Raw genomic sequence first — 18,649 nt, 5'->3', positions numbered from 1 at the left:
TTGGCAAATGCGGTCCGGCTGCGTGGACTCGAACCAGTGGCGACGCTATCAGCCTTCGGCCGGGTCGGCGCCCGCTGAACCATGCCCCCGACACGACCGATAGCGGGTCTGTGTCCCGATCGCCCGTCTCGTAGGCTCCTGACCCATGACCGCGCCCGACACCCGCGACCTCCAGCACGACGCCGCCGAGATCGTCGGGGCGGCGGAGGACGAGACACCCGCCCCGACGGCGAGCACCGAGCCGCCCGCCGGCGCCGGTCGCGGTACTGCCCGGCGCTGGCCGATGGACGCGCTGGTGGCCCTGGTCTTCCTCCTTGGTGCCGGCTGGGTCACCGCCCGTGGGTGGCTGGACCCGTACGGTCGTCTGCTCGGTAGCCGCCCCGACGACCAGGGCTTCAACGAATGGATGCTGGCGTACGCGGCGCACGCGGTAAGCCACTTCGAGAACCCGTTCTTCACCACGCTCCAGAACGCCCCGGACGGGGTCAACCTGATGGCCAACGTCGGGATGCAGCTGCCCGGGCTGGTGCTCAGCCCGGTCACCCTGCTGTTCGGCGCGCCGGTCGCCTACCTGCTGTTCATCACCCTGAACCTGGTGGGCACCGCGTACGCCTGGTACCACGTGCTCTCTCGGCACGTGGTCGACTCCCGGGCAGCGGCCTTCCTGGGGGGACTGTTCTGCGCCTTCGCCCCGGCGCTGGTCTCGCACAGCAACGGTCATCCGCACATGACCGCCCAGTGGCTGGTCCCGTTCATCGTCTGGCGGGTGGTCGCGCTCTCCCGGGGTGGGCACGTGGTCCGCGACGGCCTGGTGCTGGGCGCACTGGTGACGGCGCAGTTCTTCGTCAGCCTGGAGATCCTCTTCCTTACCGCGCTCGGTCTGTTGCTGCTCGTCCTGGTGTATCTCGCCGTTCGGCCGCGCGACGCGCTGCGACGCGGGCGCGCTTTGCTGCCCGGCCTGGCGCTCGCCGCCGTGCTGGTGGTGGTCGTGGCCGCGTATCCGCTCTGGATGCACTTCGCCGGCCCACAGCACCGGGTCGGTCATCCGGGCGGTCCGGACGCGTACGCTCTCAAACTCGGCTCGTACGTCCGGTTCGCCACCCAGTCGGTCGCCGGCGGTCCGACCAGCGCGGTGGGCTTCACGCCGAACACCACCGAGGAGGCGAGCTTCTACGGCTGGCCCATGCTGGTGCTGCTCCTCGGCGCACTCTGCTGGCTGCGTCGCGAGGTCATCGTCTGGGTGCTCGGCATCATCGGGCTGGTGACGGCGTTGCTCTCGATCGGCACCACCTGGACCGCCGGCACGCGGCGCACCGACGTCCCGGCGCCGTTCGCGCTCGTGCAGCACCTGCCGATCTTCGATGCCCTGGTGGTGGCGCGATTCGCCCTCATCACCACCGTGGCGCTCGGCGTGTTGCTGGCGGTGGCCGCGGATCGGCTCGCCGCTCAACGGGAACGGCCGTTCGGTCGGCTCACCGTCGCGGCGGGAACCGTGGCCGTGGCTGCGGCGCTCCTGCCCATCCTGCCCGTACCCCTGCCGGCGCAGGGGCGGGCTCCGGTGCCGGACTTCGTCACCAGTGGCGCCTGGCGTGATCACGTGGCGCCCGGCCGGACCCTGGTGCCGGTGCCGGTCGCCCGGATGACCTCGGTCTACTGGGGCTCCGCCGCGTTGGCCGGCTTCGCCGTGCCCGAGGGCTACTTCCTGGGGCCGGTCTCCGCGACCGACACCACCGGGCGCTGGGGAGTGGACCCTCAGCCCACGGCCGACCTGCTCACGGCGGTGTCGGCAGGTAAGCGGGACACCACGGTCGGCCCGGCTGAAATCGCGCAGGCGCGGGCCGACGTCCGCTACTGGAAGGCCGACGCGGTGGTGCTGCCCGACCGGGGCGCTCGTCGGCACGAGGCGCTCAAGACTGTGCTCAACGCGCTGTACGGGCCGGGCCGGCGGGTCGGTGACGTCTGGCTGTGGGACGTTCGCCCGTTCACCCGGTGACGCCTCCGGTCACCGGGTCAGGGTGACCATCGCCAGATCAGCAGCAGGTACCCACCGAAATACGTGGCGAAGGCGGCCATCGTCACCAGCACGGTGATCGCCCGGGCCCAGCCGGCCCGGGCCAACGCCACAGCGGCGGGCAGCAACAGCGGGAAGGCCGGCAGCAGGAACCGAGCCTTGGCGTTGTAGTAGCCCGCTGCGCCCAGCGTGGTGACCAGCAACAACCCGCTGTACAGCAGCAATTGCCACGGCTGTCGATCGATGATGCTCAGCACAAAGAACATCACCGCCAGGAGGACCACGACACTCACGACGAACATCTGCGGCATGGCCGAATCCGCCAACACCTCCCGGCCTCGGCGGAAAGTGTCGGCGCCGAAGTCGAACGTACTGCCCCAGCCGACGTCCTGAATGTGGAACCAGCCGTCCGGGCGTCCGACCTCGCGGCCCACCCAGGCCAGGTATCCGAGCCAGCCGGCGGGGGCGAGGAGGGCGGCGGCCCAGGGGCGCCAGCCGTCCCGGCGTCGGACGATCGCCACCAGCGCGGCCAGCCCCACCACCGGGATCAACGAAGAGGCGGTCGGTCGGGTCAGGCCGGCGAAGAGGCAGAGTACGCCGGCGGTGACCCAGTAGCCGCGCAGAAGAGCGTAGAGCGTCCAGGCGGCGAGGGCGGTGAACAGCGTCTCGCTGTACGCCATGGACTGGACGATGGCGTGCGGCACTGCGGCCCAGAGTGCGGCGAGCAGCACGCCGGTGCGTCGATTGTGCAGGTGTGCCCCGATCGCGAACAGCCCCCAGGCGGCGGCCAGACCGGCCAACCAGGCCACGATCAGCGCCGCGTCCCTGGCGGTGAGCGGCGAGATCCGATCCAACGCGGTGGTGAGCCCGGGATAGAGCGGGAAGAACGCCATGTTGCTCTGCGTCTGTGCGAACCCGTCGTACCCGTCCTGCGTGATCCCCAGATACCAGACCCCGTCCGAACTCGCCAGACGAGCTCCGGGGGAGCGGCCGCTGCTCCGGGCCCAGACATAGACGGCCACCACGCCGACCAGGCGGATCGCCGCGTAGGCGACGATCGCGGGGAGCGCGTACAAGGCGGCCTCACGCAGCCGCTGAATCCGGCCGGGCCGGGTGTGGCTGGGACCTTTCGGTACCAGCAAGCGGTCTTCTTCCGTCATCACCATAATCAGCCCGCGATCCTGTTCGCGTCGTGCTGGAATCCCGGTGTGGCCGAGGGGCGGGACACCGACCCGGGCCACCACCGGTCGTTGAACAGCACGGAGGTTAGCAAGCGGCGCTGCAGGTCACGGGACTGCCGCCAGCGGTGGGCCTTCCGACCTGAATCCTTGTCGTAGACTCGCTCGGGTCCCGCGGACGGCGGCACCGGTTACGACGGAAACGGGCGGGGATGGGATCTGACGGCACGACCGCAGCGGTGGATTCTCGGAGACGCGTCGACGGTGGTTCCCGGCTACTGCCGGGGCCGGCTGGGCTGCTCACGGACACGGCTCTGACCTCGGCGGAGATGGCCGGATGACCGCGCCCGACGTGACGGTCGTGGTCGCCGTCTACAACACCATGCCGTACCTCACCGAGTGCCTGGACTCGCTCGTCGGGCAGACCATTGGCCTGGACCGGCTCGAGGTGGTCGCGGTCGACGACGGCTCGACCGACGGCAGCGGTGAGGAGCTCGACCGCTACGCCAAGCGGTACCCGGGCACGGTCACAGTGCTGCACCAGCCGAACTCGGGCGGTCCGGCGGCACCGAGCAACCGCGCGCTGGAGGTCGCCCAGGGCCGGTACGTCTTCTTCATCGGCTCCGACGACCACCTGGGGCCGGAGGCGTTGGAGCGGCTGGTGGACGCCGCCGACCGGTGGGGTTCGGACGTGGTGCTCGGCCGGATGGTCGGCACCAACAACCGCTACGTCCACCAGGCCATCTACGCCAGCACCTCGGAGCAGGTCGACCTCTTCGACAGCGAGCTGCCCTGGTCGCTGTCGAACACCAAGCTGTTCCGGCGGGACCTGATCGAGCGGCACGGCCTGCGGTTCCGCGAGGACATGCGGATGGGCAGCGACCAGCCCTTCACGCTGGAGGCCTGCGTACGCGCCGGGCGGATCTCGGTCCTCGCCGACTATGTCTACTACTACGCGGTCAAACGGGACAACGCGCAGAACATCACCTACGCCAGTCGGTTCGAGGAGCGACTGCGCTGCGCCGAGGAGCTGGTCGAGTTCGTCGTCGGGCTGATCGAGCCCGGGCACCGGCGTGACGCGATCCTGCTGCGGAACTTCAGTTGGGAGGTGGCCAAGCTGCTCCAGGCCGACTTCCTCGACCTCGAACCGGCCCGGCAGCAGCAGGCCCACCAACGGATCCGCCGGCTCGTCGAGAACTACCTCACCGACGGCATCCGCGAGCGGCTCGCTCCCGCCGTCCGGTTGCGCCTGCTGGCCGCCGGGCACGGGGACCTGGACCGGCTGCTCCAGCTGATCCGCCAGCAGAAGGACGGCGCACTGCCCGAGGTGACCGTCGTCGGCGACCGCGGCTACGCCCACTACTTCGGTTTCCGCGACCCGGAGCTGGGCTTTCCGGACGAGTGGTACGACGTCACCGAGCGGGCCGCCAAGCAGGCGATCAAGGTCACCGCGACCGAGTTGGCATGGGAACGCGACGAGACCGGCGCGCAGACGCTCGTGCTCACGGCGCACAGCCCCTGGGCGCAGTTGGCCGGGTTTCCGCCGCAGGCGGTCCAGGTGAGCCTCGGCGGGCTGGCGGCCGCCGTCACGCTGCGTCCGGGCGGGCCGGGTACCGTCGTACGGGCGCAATGGCCGCTGCACCAGTTGCTCGGCATCGGGGTTGCGGGCGCGGAGCCGCGCAAGGTCGAGGTCAAGCTCAGCGTGTTGGGCGGGGCGGCGACGACCGGGCTGCGGGCAGAGGGACGTCCTGCCGCGCCACGTCGGGCGGCCCGGCGCGGGTTCCGCCTGTACCTGGTCACGCCGCACACGGATCGCAAGCACCGGGTGATCCTGATGATCACGTCTGTCACGTCGCGCCGGATAGTCGCCCGTTTGACCACCAAGTGGTCGTCGAGAGGAAAGTAGTTCCATGAACATCTGCGTCGTCGCCCTCGGGAAGATCGGCCTGCCGTTGGCCGTACAGTTCGCCTCGAAGGGACACCGGGTGATCGGTGCCGACGTCTCCGAGCGGGTCGTCCAGCTGGTCAACGACGGGGCCGTGCCTTTCCCCGGCGAGACGGACCTGGACGTCAAGCTGAAGGAGGCGGTGGCCGCCGGGCTGCTGTCGGCGACCACCGACACCGCCGCGGCGGTGGCCGAGTCCGAGGCGGTCGTGGTGGTCGTACCCCTGTTCGTGGACGCCGAGGGCGTGCCGGACTTCGGCTGGATGGACGACGCGACCCGGGCGATCGCCGCCGGCCTCAAGCCGGGCACCCTGGTCAGCTACGAGACCACCCTGCCGGTCGGCACCACCCGCGACCGGTGGGCTCCGATGCTCCAGGAGGGCTCCGGGCTCACCGCCGGCAAGGACTTCCACCTGGTCTTCAGTCCGGAGCGGGTGCTCACCGGCCGGGTCTTCGCCGACCTGCGCCGCTACCCGAAGCTGGTCGGCGGCATCGACGAGGCGTCGGGCGAGCACGGCGTGCGCTTCTACGAGGCGGTGCTGGACTTCGACGAGCGGCCCGACCTGGACCGTCCGAACGGCGTCTGGGACCTGGGCTCGGCCGAGGCATCCGAGCTGGCCAAGCTCGCCGAGACGACCTACCGGGACGTGAACATCGGCCTGGCGAACCAGTTCGCCCGCTTCGCCGACACGGTGGGTGTCGACGTCACCAAGGTGATCGAGGCCTGCAACACGCAGCCGTACAGCCACATCCACTCGCCGGGTATCGCCGTCGGTGGGCACTGCATCCCGGTCTATCCCCGGATGTACCTGTGGAACGACCCGGCGGCCACGGTGGTGCGGTCGGCCCGGGAGGCCAACGTGGCCATGCCGGAGTACGCCGTCGACCTCCTGGCCGCCGCCTACGGTGACCTGACCGGCGTCGGTGTGCTGGTGCTCGGCGCCGCCTATCGGGGCGGGGTCAAGGAGACGGCTTTCTCCGGTGTCTTCCCGACCGTGGAGGCGCTGCGCCGCCGGGGCGCGACGCCGTACGTCACCGACCCGATGTACACCAACGAGGAACTCGTGGCGCACGGCCTGCCGGGCTACGCCGGAGAGCCGGTCGGTGCCGCCGTCGTCCAGGCCGACCACGCCGAGTACCGGACGCTCGCTCCCGCCGACCTGCCCGGCGTGACGGTGCTGGTGGACGGCCGGCGGGTCACCGACCCGGACCGTTGGGTGGGTGTGCGCCGAGTGGTCATCGGCGGCTGAACGAACGGTGACGGGCCCGGCGACCGCGTCGCCGGGCCCGTGCCGTTGACCGGGTCAGCCGCGCTGCGGCGGGTTGTCCACGTCGCGCGAGACGACCTCGCCGCGCTCGTCGACCCAACCCTTCGGCCGCGCCGGGTTGCCCGCCACGAGTTGGTACGGCGCGACGTCCCGGGTGACCACCGAACCGGCGGCGATCATCGCGTACTCGCCGACCTCGATGCCGCAGACCAACGTGGCGTTCGCGCCGATCGAGGCGCCCCGGCGTACCACGGTGGGGGTGATCTTCCAGTCGGGGTTCTGCGCGCGGGGACGGAAGTCGTTGGTGAAGACCGCGCACGGGCCCACGAACACCTCGTCCTCCAGGGTCACCCCCTGGTAGACGGAGACGTTGTTCTGGATCTTCACGAGGTCGCCGACCGTGACACCCGCGTCGACGTACACGTTGCGTCCGATCACGCAGCCCGCACCGACCTGCGCGGACGACCGGACGTGGGCCAGGTGCCACACCTTGGTCCCGTCGCCGACCTGGGCGCCCTGCTCGACGTCAGCGGTCGGGTGCACGAAGACGGTGGAGGCGCTCTCGTCAGTCAACCTTGGATCCCATCGGGTCACGGGGGCATCGAACGTGGCGTAGCATACCCACCTCCGGTCGGGCCCTGCGAAAGCCACGGTCGTCCACGTCCGGGCCCCGGCGAGCCAGGTCCTCACGTCGGTCCGACTCGGCATACCCTCGGTGCCGTTCATCCAGCACGATGCCCGCTCACGCCGGCCGTCGACGCCGGGCCGGGCAGCCCTGCGCCTACCACGAAGGACCCCTGTCGATGACCGACCAGACCGTCGCCGCCACCGTCCCGACAGCGGTCGACGGACCGACCGCACCGGGCCGCCTGCGGTCGGTCGGGCGCCGGGTCGGTGCCGTGACCGCCGTACTGCCCGCCGTTCTCACCGACGGTGCCGTACTGGCCTTCGCGCTCTGGACGCTGCTGTATCACGCGGCCCTCCCGCTCGGTCTCGCCCCGTCGTCGACGTTCCGGATCTGGCTGGTCACCTGCGTGGTGTCGGTCCTGCTCGCGCCACCGCTGCGATGGTGGTGGCGTCGGCGCGCCGGCCGGCCCGCCCCGGACAGCGGGACGCTGGAGGCGGCCGACACGGATCGGGGAACCGGCACGGAGCCGGCGGGCGAACCGCCCGGCCGGCCGCCGGTGGCCCCGCGTCGGTGGACCGTGCCGGTCCTGTTCTTCGGCGTCGTCGCGGCGATCACCGCCGGCCTGGCCGGAACGCCGGCCGGCGACGGTCTGTCCTGGTGGGTGCCGGCCTCGGCCGGGGCGGTGGCCGCCGTCGGCGCGGTGCTGCTGACCCGGCGGACCTGGCGGGTCACCCCGGCGACCCGGCCGCCCACGCCGGCACCGACCGCCGCGCAGTCGGCGTACGCGCTGCTGGTCTCCGGTCTGGTCGCGGTGGCTTCGCTGCTCATCGCCCGGAACACCCCCGACGACGTCTACTACGTGGGCCGGTCGGTGTGGGTGGCGCAACGGGACGTCGTCCCGCTCAACGACTTCCTGTTCAGCGAGAACGTGCTCCCGGCGATGGCCTCGCTGCCGCCGACCGCCAGCATCGAGGTCTTCGCCGGTGCGCTCGGTCGGTTCCTCGACATCCACGCCGCCTCGGCGACCTGGTACGTGCTGCTGCCGGTGCTGGCCGTGCTGGCCGTGCTGGCGCTCTGGCGGGTGGTGCAGCAGTGGGCGCCCCGACGTCCGGTGCTCGCGTTCACCGTGGCGATCGCCTTCCTCGGGCTGGTCGCCGGCCCGGACGCCGCCCTGGGCACCTTCCACCTGCCCCGGCTCTACGAGGGCAAGGGCATGTTCGTCTCCGCCGTCGTGCCGCTGATGTGGTATTACCTGACCCGCTGGTTCGACGACCGGTCCCCGCGCATCCTGGTGCTGATCGTCGCGCTGTCGGTCACCGCGATCGGGCTCAGCACCACCGCGGCGATCATCCTGCCGATGCTGGTCGGTGGCGCCGCACTGATGATGACGTTGGTCGGCCGCTGGAAGGCGGCGCTGGTCGCCGGTGTGGCCGCCGTGGCGTACCCGGTCGGCGCGGTGATCGTGACGCAGTTGGTCCTCGGGCAGGGCACCGCGACCGGGGCGGACGCGATCGTCTATGACGCCGAGTACACCTACCGGCGCACCTTCGAGGTCGGCATCGTCGGCGTGATCGGCGGGCTGGCGCTGTGGTGCGGGCCGCTGCTGGTCCGCCGCCGCACCCCCGCCCTGCTGGCGGCCGGTGGCACCCTGACGCTGAGCGTCCTGCTGGTGCCGGGCGTGCTGGAGTGGCTCGCCGCGCTCACCGGCATCTCGGTGGTCCTCTGGCGGGTGCCGTGGTTGCTCGCCCTGCCCGCGCTGGTCGGGCTGCTCTGCACGGTCTGGCTGCCCACCGGGCTGCGGGCCGTGCGCGCCCTGGTGGGGGTGGCGCTGGCCGGGGTGATGGTGGCCTCGTTCGCCGCGTACGCCACTCCGATGTGGTCGGAGCGTAGCTGGGTGGAGGTGCACGACCGGCCGACCTGGAAGTTGCCGCAGCACCGGCAGAGCATCGTGTTCTGGATCGACGGTCTGGACCGGCCGGACGGCTTCCTGCTCGCGCCCGACACCATCATGCGGACCACGCCGATCGTGACCAGCGAGATGCGGGTCGTGCTGCCGCGCGACTTCTATCTGGTCGAGTACGACCTGACGTCGCAGTTCGCCAAGGATCGGCTGTTGCTGACCCGGTTCGCCAGCGGGGCACCGGCCGACGAGCGTCCCACCCCGGAGGAGGTCGCCGGGGCGTTGGAGCGGGTGGACGTCGGCACGATCTGTGTCTACGGCGGAAACCGCTACGCCCGACAGACCGCCGGCGAACTGGGTTACGTCGAGTTCGCCAGCCGTCGGGTGCCGGGCCGGTCCGGCATCGTGGTCTGTCTGCGTCGTGTCTGAGGGCGCGCGCGTTCGGCCTGGTCAGGCCGACTGTCCGAGGCGGGCGGTCAGCGATGCGGGCAACGGTGGTTTGGGAGAAAGATGCCTGATACCCGACCTTCGTCCCGACGGCACTTCGCGTTAAGGTCGCAGCTACGCTGGCGGCCGTCGACGCGCATCCAGCCGGTCATCGATCTCGTGAGGGAGCATTCTCGTTGTTCGGCATGTTGACTTCGCGCGTGGGAGTCGCCCCGCGTGGCGCCCTGCTGCTGGCGTCCTATCTGGTGCTGCTCGCCGCCGGTGCCTTCGGCTGGGTCGGTCTCTTCGCGGTCGCCGGCCTGGCGGCCGTCCTCGGTGAGTTCGCCGCCGCGCGGTGGTCGCCGGCCACCGTGACGTTGTTGGAGAAGGTCGGCGTCAGCCTGGTCTACCGACAGTTGGCTCGCGACCTGTCGGTGGTGCTGCTGGTCGCCGCCCACGTGCCGGTGACCGGCGTCGAGCTGACCCTGCTGCTCCTGCTGCCCGCCGCGGTGTGGCTGATCGCGGTCTTCGCCGGGGCGTTCAACCGGATGATCGACCGCCGCACCGCCGACTCGGCGCTGGTGCGCAACATCGATCTGGGTCGCAAGCGGTCCGCCCCCCGCCCGCCGGGATGGGTCGCCGAGGCGGCAGGCGACCGGTTGCCGTGGACGAACGTCCTGCTCGTCCCGGCCGCGGTGGTGGCCGTCGTCGCCGCCGACGTGATGCCGGTCTTCCTGGCTGGTGCGGTGGCCGTCGGGCTGGCCGGGGTGATCGGCGGCATCGTCGCGTTCACCTGGCTGCGTGGGCGGGGCGCCGGGCAGAGTTCGCCGCTGCCGGCCGTGCAGCAGTGGTTGAACAGCTACCGCCCGGAGGTGGCGCTCTACTTCGCCGGCCCGGCCAAGGACGTCTACCAGGCGAACATGTGGCTGGCGCCGATCGAGGCCGTGGGGCGTCACGCGGTGGTGCTGATGCGCAACCGGGACGCCTTCCTGGAACTGGCCGACACCCGGCTGCCGGTGGTCTTCGTGCCGGCCGCGCCGGACTTCATGAACCTGGACAAGAGCAGCATCCAGGTGACGCTGTACGCCGCCAACGTCGGGCCGAATATCCACATGTTGCGGGAGCCCGGCATGAAGCACGTCTTCGTCGGGCACGGTGACAGTGACAAGGCGGCCAGCGTCAACCCGTACAGCAAGGTCTACGACGAGGTGTGGGTCGCCGGCCTGGCCGGTCGGGAGCGGTACGCGCGGGCCGGGGTGGGCGTGCTGGACGCCGACATCGTGGAGATCGGTCGCCCACAGTTGGCCGGCGTGCACACCTTCGGCTCGGAGTCCGTCGACCGCCCGTTCACCGTGCTGTACGCGCCCACCTGGGAGGGGTGGCTCGACGACGACCCGTACCACACCTCGCTGATGCTGATGGGGGAGCGGATCGTGGCCGCGCTGCTGGCCACCCGCCCCGCCGTCCGGCTGATCTACAAGCCGCACCCGCTGACCGGGACCCGGTCCAAGCAGGCCAAGGCGGTGCACCAGCGGATCGTCGAGCGGATCCGGGCGGCCGGCGGCGACGTCGACGCGGCCGGCCTGGACGGGCCGGCGCACCGGGTGGTCACCGGTCGGGTGCCCGCGCTGTTCGACTGCTTCAACGAGACCGACCTGCTGATCAGCGACGTCTCCAGCGTGGTGTCGGACTTCGTGCAGAGCCAGCGGCCGTACGTGGTGGCCAACCCGGCCGGGCTGCCCGAGGACGAGTTCCGGCGGACCTTCCCCACCTCGCGGGCGGCGTACCTGCTCGCGGCGGACTGTGGTGAGCTGGAGAAGATCGTCGCGGTGACCCGGGCCGGCGACGACCCGATGACCGAGGCCCGGCGGGAGCTGAAGACCTATCTGCTCGGCCCGGCCGAGGCGAACCCGATGGACCGGTTCGCCGAGGAGATCGGGCGGCTCTGCCGCTGACCGACATCACGACCGCCACGCGCCCGGGACGACCTGTCGTCCCGGGCGCGTCGTCGTCCGGCATCGGGCTGAGCACCAGTGGGTCGCGCGTCCGGCACCGGGCGGGGCCGCCGCCCGGCAGGCGGCGCGGCGTCGTCCCGGCCGGAAACGAGCCGGCAGGCGGCGCGCCGGGACCGGTTTTGTCCGGTACGGGCCCGGCCGGGCGCGCGGACGGGCATGCTCGGAGGCAGGTCGCGGGAGAGGGGACGGGCGTGGAGAGCTACCACGAGGACTGGACCGACAGCCAGCGGGCGCTCTACGACGAGTGCTACCGGGCCGGTGCGGACTGGGCCGGCGACCCCGACACCGCTGCGGAGGACGTCCAGCAGGTGATCAACCTCGGCCAGGCCGACGACGACACGCTCGCCGATGCCGAGATCGACTTCCCGCCCCTGGTCGACGCGGTCACCGAGGCCACGGGTGAGCTGGTCACCACCGTGCCGGCCAGCCACGACGATCCCGCCTTCCGGGGCTTCGTGGACGGCGTACGCGACGCCACCGCCGACGAGGTCTTCGGCCTCTGAACCACCGTCACCCGGCCCTGGGCCTGTCACCCGGGGCGGTTGTCTGCGACCATCTAAGGTCAGTTCCGCCGACCGTGTCGCCACGGTCGGCGCAGTCGACCGGGACCATGCGGGGTCAGCGGAGCAGACCGAACGGGGAGGCCGGGTGCGCATCCTGCTGGTCGAGGACGACCGTCGGGTGGCCGCCGCGTTGTCGTCCGCGCTGACGCGTCGCGGCTACGAGGTGGAGCACGCGGCGACCGTCACCGCCGCCCTCTCCGCCGCGCCGTGCGATCTGGTGCTTCTCGACCTCACGTTGCCCGACGGCGACGGCACCGACCTCTGCCGGGAGCTGCGCCGCCGCAGCAACCAGCTCGGCATCATCGCGGTAACGGCCCGGGGCGAGGAGCGGGACCGGGTGCTCGGTCTGCGGCTCGGTGCCGACGACTACGTGGTCAAGCCCTTCTCGATGGTCGAGTTGCAGGCGCGCATCGAGGCGGTGCTGCGGCGGGCCTCGCACGCGGCGCCGGAGCGCAACCTGATCGAGGCCGGGCGGCTGCGCATCGACGTGGCGGCCCGTACGGTCACCGTGGCCGAACGCCCGGTCGCGTTGACCCGTAAGGAGTTCGACGTGCTGGTCTCGCTGGCCCGGCAGCCCGGCGTCGCGGTGCCCCGCGACCGGATCCTGCTGGACGCCTGGGGGACCACCTTCGCCGACCGGCACACCGTCGAGGTGCACGTCGGGTCGTTGCGGAGCAAGCTCGGCGACGCGCGGCTGGTGGAGACCGTCCGTGGCGTCGGCTACCGGCTGCGGAGCGAGTGAGTGCGCCGCCGGTTGGTGATCAGCTACCTCCTGCTGATGGTGTTGGTGCTGGCGGCGTTGGGCCTGCCACTGGGGATGACGCTGACCACCCGGGAGACCGAACGGGTCCGGGCGGACCGGACCGCCGACGCCACCCGGTTCGCCTCGCTGGCCGGTCCGGCGCTGCGCAGCGGTGTCTCCGGTCCGTTGGACGCCGAGTTGAGCAGCTACGACGAGCTGTTCGGCATCGGCGCGGCGGTGGTCGACCGGGACCGGCGGGTGGTGGTCGCGTCGGGCAGCTACCGGCCGGGCACGGGCACCCGCGAGGCGCTGGACGTCGCCCTCTCCGGCCAGCAGACCAGTGGACCGGAGTCGGTCTGGCCCTGGCTGTCCGGGCCGATCGTGGTGGCGGTGCCGATCAACGACGGCGGCGAGGTGCTCGGCGCGGTGGTGACCGCGACCCCGTCCGACGGGGTACGCCGGACCGTGGCCACCTGGTGGCTGCTGCTCGCCGCGCTGGGCACGCTGGCGGTGCTGGCCTGCGTGCTCACCGCGTTCGGGCTGGCCGGTTGGGTGCTACGCCCGGTCACCGAGCTGGACGCGGTCACCCACGAGATCGCCGAGGGGGACCGGGGTGCCCGGGTGCAACACCAGGTGGGCCCGCCGGAGCTGCGCCGCCTGGCGGCGAGCTTCAACCACATGGCCGACGCCGTCTCCGACGTGATGGACCGGCAACGCGCGTTCGTCGCGCACGCCAGCCACCAGCTCCGCAACCCGTTGACCGCGTTGCGGTTGCGGGTCGAGGAGCTGGGACCGAGCCTGACCGACGAGGACGGCCGCGCCGAGCACCGGCTGGCCCTGGAGGAGACCGATCGGCTGGCGCTGCTGCTCGACGCGCTGCTCACCCTGGCCCGGGCCGAGCGGCGGGAGAACCAGCGGGTGACCGTCGACGCGGTGGCGGTGGCCGCGTCCCGGGTCGCCGCCTGGGAGCCGCTGGCCCGGCACCGCAAGGTCGCCCTGCGCCTGGCGGCCGACCCGGCGCCGACGTACGCCCGGACCGTGCCGACCGCCATCGACCAGGCGCTGGACGCGCTGATCGACAACGCGGTGAAGTTCAGTGGCGTCGGCGGCGAGGTGACCGTGTCCGTGGCGACCCGCGAGGGCGGGATCGCCCTGGAGGTACGCGACACCGGCCCGGGTATGACCCCCGACCAGCTCGGCCAGGCCACCGAACGGTTCTGGCGGGCACCTGAGGTGCAGAACGTCGACGGTGCCGGGCTGGGTTTGACCATCGCCGCGGTGCTCGTCGACGCCTCCGACGGCCGGTTGACCATGCACCCGAACTCACCCCGTGGCCTGGTGGCCGCCCTGTGGTTCCCGGCGCCCACCGAGCCGGCCGACCTCGCCACCTCGACCGCGCCGCCCGGCCCGGCACCCACCGAGCCGGTGCCGCCGGCCTCGGTGGCCGGCGACGGTCAGGGCTTGCTGGCGCGGTAGTAGTCGGCGGCGCCCGGGTGCAGCGGCAGCGGTGAGGTGGCGATCGCCGAGCGGGGGCTCATCCGGCCGGCAGCCGGGTGCGCGCTGGCCAGCTCGGAGCGCCGTTCCATCAGCAGCCGGGTCACCTCGCGGACCAGTGGTTCCGGCAGGTCGGCGCGGACCAGCAGATAGTTGGGGTTGGCCACGGTGGTGACCGCGTCGATCCCGTACACCGAGCGGGGGATGTCCCTCGGCACGTACACCTCCGGGTTGCCCACCCGCAGCGGGGCGGTCCACTCGCCGAGGTCGACGATGCGGGTCGGGGTGTCCTGGGCGAACTGGGCCACGGCCCGCACCGGGAGCCCGCCGGAGAAGAAGAACGCGTCGATCCGCCCCTCCCGCAGTGCGGCCACCGAGTCGTCGAGGCCGAGCCGTTCCTGGCGTACCTGGCCGTCGTCGAGATCGGCGGCGGTGAGCAGCCGCTGCACCGTGATCTCGGTGCCGGAACCGGGCGCGCCGACCGACACCCGCCGCCCCCGCAGGTCGGTGAGGGTCTGCACCGGGCTGTTCGCGGTGGTGACCAGGTGCAGCAGGTCGTCGTAGACCCGGGCGACCGCCACCACCTGCGGGTGCGGGCCGGGATCGGCGGGCAGCACGTCGGCCTGGGTGAAACCGAGTTCGGCCTCGCCGGCGCCGAGGAGCCGGACGTTCTCCGCCGAGGCGGCGGTGACCATCACCTCGGCGCGGACGTCGGGCAGTTCCCGGTTGAGGATGGCGGCCAGGGACTCACCGAAGGCGTGGTACACGGCGGTCGGGCTGCCGGTGGCGATCCGGATATGCACTGTCTTATCCGGAGATTCCCGGCAGGCGCTGAGACCGGGCAGGGCCAGCAGCACGGTCAGCGCCAGCGTCGCGCGGGCGCCGCGTCGCCGGGCTCGGGCGGTGTACCGGGTACGGCTCACGGGCAGCACTGTGCGCCGCCGAACCCCTGTGGCGCAAGCCCAGAGGCGGCGGAAGCGCTCTCCGGACGACCCCGGCGGGTGTGCCGGGGCCGTCCGGGTGGCCCTGACCGGCGGCCGGCGAGCCGTTCCAGCCGTCCGGATGGCCACGGATCAGGCGACTGGGCGGTGTGCCGCCTCCTCTCCGGCGTGGCGCAGGATCTGCTCGCGATCCCGGCCGTGCGCGACACTGACCAGGAAGCAGCCGGTGCCCGGGCGCAGCAGCGCCGGCACGTCCAGCAGGGCCGCGCCGCGCACCAGCACGGCGGCCAACTCCCGGTCGGTGATCCGGACGCCGAGGATGTGCCGGCGTACGTGCCGACCACCGGCCAGCAGCGCGGACCGCCAGGCGGCGGCGGCCAACCGGGTACGCCACAGCCGTCGGGCCGTCGAGGCACCGGGCACCGGCCCCCCGAGCAGTTCCCGGCGGCCACGCCGCCACCCGTTCTCCACCATCGCCGCGTACGCCATCCGGTGCTCGCGGGCGACATGGATCTGGTGCAGTTCGTAGCGGCGGCGCAGCCCGCCCACCGCCGTCTCGTGCCGGACCGGGATGTGCAGGCGGTCGAGTAGCTGTCGGGTACGCCGCGCCGCCTCCTCCCGGTTGAACTCGATCGTCGCCGGGATGGCGGGTTGCTGGCCCGCGTACCGGTTGCCGGGAGCCGCCGGAGGCGGCATGCAGCGCAGCAGGCAGGCTGTTTCGAACGCGTCGGCCAGCGTGGTCCAGTCCAACGGCGGCAGGGTCGTCGCCTGGCGATGCCGGTCGAGCAGAATGGGTGCGGCAACCACCGGAGTGCCTCCTTGTGGTGTCGGGTCCTCCTTACGGTGACCTGTGACACCCGCGGGTGGTACCGATCCGGCTCAGCCTTGAGGAAATCTTGCGCCTGGTTACAGTTCGGAAACCACAACGTCGATCTGACGTGGGCGGCCCGGCGTTCCGGCCTGCTCGCACACCGTGTACTTGAGGTCTCGCAGCGCTGTGACCAGCGCGTTCGCGCTGCGTGGCCGGGCCCCGGCGAGGAGCAGGTCCCGCACCAGGCGACCCTTGGTGGCCTTGTTGAAATGACTGACCACCGACCGCACCGGCTGCCCGTCCACCTCACGTTCGTGCAGCACGCGTACCGTCACGACGCGCTCGGCCGACGCACCGCGCGGCGCCCACGTGGCGGCGTACGCGCCGGACCGCAGGTCGAGCACCGCAGCGGTGCCGGCCGCCTCGGTCAACACCGGCCCCAGCACCCGCCGCCAGTACGCCGACAGCGCACCCAGACCGGGCAGGCGGGCCCCGATCGCGCAGCGGTACGGCGGAATCCGGTCGGTGAGCCGGACCGCCCCCCACAGGCCGGAACTGACCAGCACCTGCCGTTGTGCCGCCCGAAGGGCGCTGGGCGGGAGTGTGGCCAGGTCGAGGGCCTCGTAGAGCACGCCGGTGTAGATCGCCCCGGCGGGGGCGGTGGCCGCCGCCGTCAGCCGGGCGTTGCGCCGCAGCTCGGCGTGCTGGCCGGCGCTGAGCCCGAGCGCGTCCAGCGCCGCCTCCGGTGGCCCGGCGGAGAGCGCCACGAGCGCGTCCAGCACCTCCCGGCGGGCGGGGTTGAGCGCCGGCAGCGAGAGCCGGTCCAGGTCCAGCTTGCGGCCGGTGCCGGCGTCGGCCTTGCCCTCGGAGGGCGGCAGCAGGATGAGCATGGGTGACTCTAACGCCAGGGGCGCAGCGGCTCCGGCGGGTGGTAGACGCGGAAGCCGCCGATCTCGGCGAGCAGGCTGCCGTCCGCACCGTCGCCGAGCAGTTCCCGCAGCCGCCGGTCCGCCGGTGCCCCGGCCGCCAGCACGTACCCCGGACGGGTGGCGCGGGCCAGCCGCCACCAGTACTTCGGATAGCGGTTCTGGCCCGGGTGCAGGTCGCCGTCGAGCACCCCGCAGACCACCTTCTCGGCGGTGTTGAAGATCAGGCGGTTGCAGGTCCAGTACTCGCCGTACACCTCGTGCAGACCGGCCGCGTGGACCGTGGCGGCGAGTTGTCGCGCGTACCGTTCCTCCCGTCGGCCGGGGTCCGCACCGGCGGTGGCGAACAGGACAGTGACCACCAGCGACGTCGCCGCCAGGGCGGCCAGGACGGCGGCGGCGAACGCGCCGGCCAGCCGCCCCAGCGCGCCGACGGTGCCCCGAGCGCCGGCCACCGCCGCCGACCAGAGCGGCCACAGCACCGCCGGCAGCGACAGTTGCAGCACCGACAGGTACCGCGCGTTGCCCAGCGGGTCGCTCGCGGCGAGCGAACTGCGCACGTACGCCAGCAGCGTCAACGCCGCGCCGCCGAGCAGCGCGAGGTGCAGCACCGGGGCGAGGCGGTCGGCCCGCCCGGCTCCCCGGCGGTACGCGCGCCCGGCGAGCACCGCCGCCACGACCAGCAGCACCGGGTAGAGCAGCCCGAACCACTCCTGCCAGCGGGCGCAGCCGGAGAGCGGGCAGAGCCCAGCCGCCAGGGACACCCCCTCCAGCAGGCCACCGTCCAGCCGCAGCGTCCACGGTGGCGGCGCACCGGTGGCGCCGCTGATGGTGCGCAGCACCGAGAGGGAGTCCTGTCCGGGCGGTGCGACGAGGTTGTCGCGGATCATCGGGGCGATTCCGACGGCGAACCCGACGAGCAGCAGCAGCCCGGCCCCGCCGAGCAACTCTCGGCGTACCGCCCACACCAGCGCCAGCCCGGCCACCGCCAGATACGGCACGATCAGCCAGTCCGACCAGACGGCCACCCCGGCGAGCAGCCCGAAGAGGCCGACGGCCAGCCGGCGGTGGCGTACCGTGCCCTGGGCCAGCCCGGCGACCAGCAGCAGCATCGCCAGCACCGCGACCTTGACCTCCGGTCGACCGCCGACGGTCGTCACCTGGTCCCGGATCACCCGCTCGGAGCCGAGCGCCAGCAGTCCGACGACCAGGGTGGCGAACCAGGGCGAACCGATCCGCCGGGTCAGCCGGTGGATCAGCCAGAGGAACACCGCGTAGAGCGCGAGCACCGGCAGCCGCAGCAGCGGCCAGCTCGGTCCGCCGACCGCGAGCAGGGGAGCGGCCAGGTACGACTGCAACATGCCCATGTAGCGCTGGCCGTACAGGAAGACCGGGTGCTCCCGGCCCTCGGCGATGTGCAGCGCGGCCAGCCCGAACGTCGCCTCGTCGCTGTTGGACACCGGCACGGTGTGCAGCACGAGGTAGAGCCGGTAGCCGACCCCGGCCAGCCCGAGGAGCAGCGCGACGAGCGCCGGCCGGTCGAGCCGGAGCCACCCCCGTCCGCGCTGTCGCCCTGATTGCGACCCTGCACGTGGCACGACCATCGCCCCCGTCGTCGTCCCGACCGGAGTTTCGCACGGCCGGACGTCGCTACGGGCCGGTTCGCCGCAGCTCAGGTGGGCTCGCCCGCCCGGCGGCGCGGCCTTGTCCGCGCGGTGGCCCACTCCGGCGGCGGTGCGCGGTGGCCGACGGGGTGCCGAGGCGGCTCTCGCGTGGCCGAGGTCGCCGGCGTGTGGCAGGGT

Annotated in this window: 14 protein-coding genes; 8 read left to right on the top strand and 6 right to left on the bottom strand. The window is 72.5% G+C overall.

The window, feature by feature from the left end:
* Positions 1-145: 145 nt before the first annotated feature.
* A complete protein-coding gene (locus ABT008_RS10120; protein WP_350695291.1) occupies positions 146-1,993 on the top strand; it encodes a DUF6311 domain-containing protein in 1,848 nt (615 codons plus the stop codon).
* 17 nt (positions 1,994-2,010) lie between these two features.
* On the opposite strand, the gene ABT008_RS10115 is transcribed toward ABT008_RS10120, so the two are convergent.
* Positions 2,011-3,153: a putative hexosyltransferase gene (locus tag ABT008_RS10115; RefSeq protein ID WP_350695289.1), complete on the bottom strand. Its 1,143-nt coding sequence runs from the start codon at positions 3,151-3,153 to the stop codon at positions 2,011-2,013.
* A gap of 373 nt (positions 3,154-3,526) precedes the next feature.
* Between ABT008_RS10115 and ABT008_RS10110 the strand changes: the two genes are divergently transcribed.
* The gene (locus ABT008_RS10110) at positions 3,527-5,095 is read left to right on the top strand and encodes a glycosyltransferase family 2 protein (protein ID WP_350695287.1); all 1,569 of its coding nucleotides are present in this window, start codon (positions 3,527-3,529) and stop codon (positions 5,093-5,095) included.
* Between the two features lie 4 nt (positions 5,096-5,099).
* Positions 5,100-6,383: a nucleotide sugar dehydrogenase gene (locus ABT008_RS10105; RefSeq protein WP_350695285.1), complete on the top strand. Its 1,284-nt coding sequence runs from the start codon at positions 5,100-5,102 to the stop codon at positions 6,381-6,383.
* 54 nt (positions 6,384-6,437) lie between these two features.
* On the opposite strand, the gene ABT008_RS10100 is transcribed toward ABT008_RS10105, so the two are convergent.
* Complete coding sequence (locus ABT008_RS10100; protein ID WP_350695284.1) at positions 6,438-6,974, bottom strand: acyltransferase; 537 nt, start codon at positions 6,972-6,974, stop codon at positions 6,438-6,440.
* A 230-nt stretch (positions 6,975-7,204) separates the two neighbouring features.
* On the opposite strand from ABT008_RS10100, the gene ABT008_RS10095 reads away from it, so the two are divergent.
* The 5 genes from ABT008_RS10095 to ABT008_RS10075 all read left to right on the top strand — a co-directional run bounded on the left by ABT008_RS10095 (position 7,205) and on the right by ABT008_RS10075 (position 14,151).
* Positions 7,205-9,358, top strand: a complete 2,154-nt coding sequence (locus ABT008_RS10095; protein WP_350695282.1) for a DUF6077 domain-containing protein — start codon at positions 7,205-7,207, stop codon at positions 9,356-9,358.
* A 194-nt stretch (positions 9,359-9,552) separates the two neighbouring features.
* Positions 9,553-11,310, top strand: a complete 1,758-nt coding sequence (locus ABT008_RS10090) for a CDP-glycerol glycerophosphotransferase family protein (protein ID WP_502890386.1) — start codon at positions 9,553-9,555, stop codon at positions 11,308-11,310.
* Positions 11,311-11,561: 251 nt separating this feature from the next.
* Positions 11,562-11,873 carry a hypothetical protein gene (locus tag ABT008_RS10085; RefSeq protein ID WP_350695278.1) on the top strand — a complete coding sequence of 104 codons (312 nt, stop codon included), beginning with the start codon at positions 11,562-11,564 and terminating at the stop codon, positions 11,871-11,873.
* A gap of 145 nt (positions 11,874-12,018) precedes the next feature.
* Positions 12,019-12,675 carry a response regulator transcription factor gene (locus tag ABT008_RS10080; protein ID WP_131057594.1) on the top strand — a complete coding sequence of 219 codons (657 nt, stop codon included), beginning with the start codon at positions 12,019-12,021 and terminating at the stop codon, positions 12,673-12,675.
* On the top strand, positions 12,676-14,151 hold the full coding sequence (locus ABT008_RS10075; protein ID WP_350695276.1) for a sensor histidine kinase: 1,476 nt from the start codon (positions 12,676-12,678) through the stop codon (positions 14,149-14,151).
* Here the strand turns inward: ABT008_RS10075 and ABT008_RS10070 are convergent.
* From ABT008_RS10070 to ABT008_RS10055, 4 genes are all read right to left on the bottom strand, one after another.
* On the bottom strand, positions 14,130-15,092 hold the full coding sequence (locus ABT008_RS10070; RefSeq protein WP_350695275.1) for a TAXI family TRAP transporter solute-binding subunit: 963 nt from the start codon (positions 15,090-15,092) through the stop codon (positions 14,130-14,132). The genes ABT008_RS10075 and ABT008_RS10070 overlap by 22 nt on opposite strands.
* A 150-nt stretch (positions 15,093-15,242) precedes the next feature.
* Complete coding sequence (locus ABT008_RS10065) at positions 15,243-15,917, bottom strand: hypothetical protein (RefSeq protein WP_350695273.1); 675 nt, start codon at positions 15,915-15,917, stop codon at positions 15,243-15,245.
* Between the two features lie 99 nt (positions 15,918-16,016).
* Positions 16,017-16,811 carry a peroxide stress protein YaaA gene (gene yaaA / locus ABT008_RS10060; protein WP_350695271.1) on the bottom strand — a complete coding sequence of 265 codons (795 nt, stop codon included), beginning with the start codon at positions 16,809-16,811 and terminating at the stop codon, positions 16,017-16,019.
* 8 nt (positions 16,812-16,819) lie between these two features.
* Complete coding sequence (locus tag ABT008_RS10055; protein WP_502890385.1) at positions 16,820-18,451, bottom strand: ArnT family glycosyltransferase; 1,632 nt, start codon at positions 18,449-18,451, stop codon at positions 16,820-16,822.
* Positions 18,452-18,649: the final 198 nt, after the last annotated feature.

The organism is Micromonospora sp. NPDC002389, assembly GCF_040296095.1.
In the GTDB taxonomy this organism is placed as follows: domain Bacteria; phylum Actinomycetota; class Actinomycetes; order Mycobacteriales; family Micromonosporaceae; genus Micromonospora.
The sequence above is the reverse complement of the archived record's forward strand: the minus strand, read 5'-3'. Positions and strand labels throughout refer to the sequence as shown.